Raw genomic sequence first — 797 nt, 5'->3', positions numbered from 1 at the left:
CATCAGGAATCATCAGCTGATCTACAGCTATGATATGGTCAATGATTCAATCGCCTGGTATGATGTGTTTTATCCGGATGATTACTGGGATAAGGGGAAAAAGCTTACAGATTACTCTTGGGCTATAAGTAATGATAAAATTATCCTGGCTCCTTTGTATGATCATGAAATGCAGGTTTTTGATATTCCTACAGGTAAGGTGATAGATAGAAAGATGGTAAAGTCAGATGCAGTTAAGAATTTTTATTACGTGAATACTTTTCCGTCCAATTCCACAGATGGCATTTTGAACAGATTGAAATATGACAGATTTGGTACACTGATTCATGATCCTTTCCGGAGTGTTTTTTACCGCTTGTATTATCCCGGCTTTGAACTTGAGGAAGATTATTCCATGGAAAAACTGAACATGATGGACTTATCCAGACCTTATTTGGGGGTTTTAATCCTAGATGAAGACCTGAATACCATAGGAGAGCATAGGTTCCAAAAAAATGAGGTATATACCTTTTCCAACCATTTTGTAGGTGAAAAGGGACTTTATATTTCCACCAACAACCTTTTCAATGAAGACTTCAGTGAAGACAGTTTCAGGTACGCGGTATTCAGTTTGGAAAAACAATAGTAGCCATGTTTAGATCGGATTCCATCTTGTCTTCGGGGATTTTTTTCTGTGGGTTGGCATGTCCTCGTCAAGCCCCTGTGGGATTGGGAGATATTAATATTTTGATCATATTAACGTAATATTCAATTATAAAACTAATAAAAGTTTAAAATAACTTTGATTTTAGGTTTTT

The 797-nt window shown here is 36.1% G+C and carries 1 protein-coding gene; it reads left to right on the top strand.

The window, feature by feature from the left end; genetic code table 11:
* Positions 1-625: DUF4221 family protein (locus tag H1A14_RS23060; protein ID WP_194778673.1), on the top strand; the 625-nt coding region annotated here is incomplete at its 5' end.
* Positions 626-797 lie beyond the last annotated feature (172 nt).

The sequence above is a fragment of the Pararhodonellum marinum genome, assembly GCF_015354735.1.
In the GTDB taxonomy this organism is placed as follows: domain Bacteria; phylum Bacteroidota; class Bacteroidia; order Cytophagales; family Cyclobacteriaceae; genus Pararhodonellum; species Pararhodonellum marinum.
This window is presented reverse-complemented; position numbering and strand designations above follow the sequence as displayed.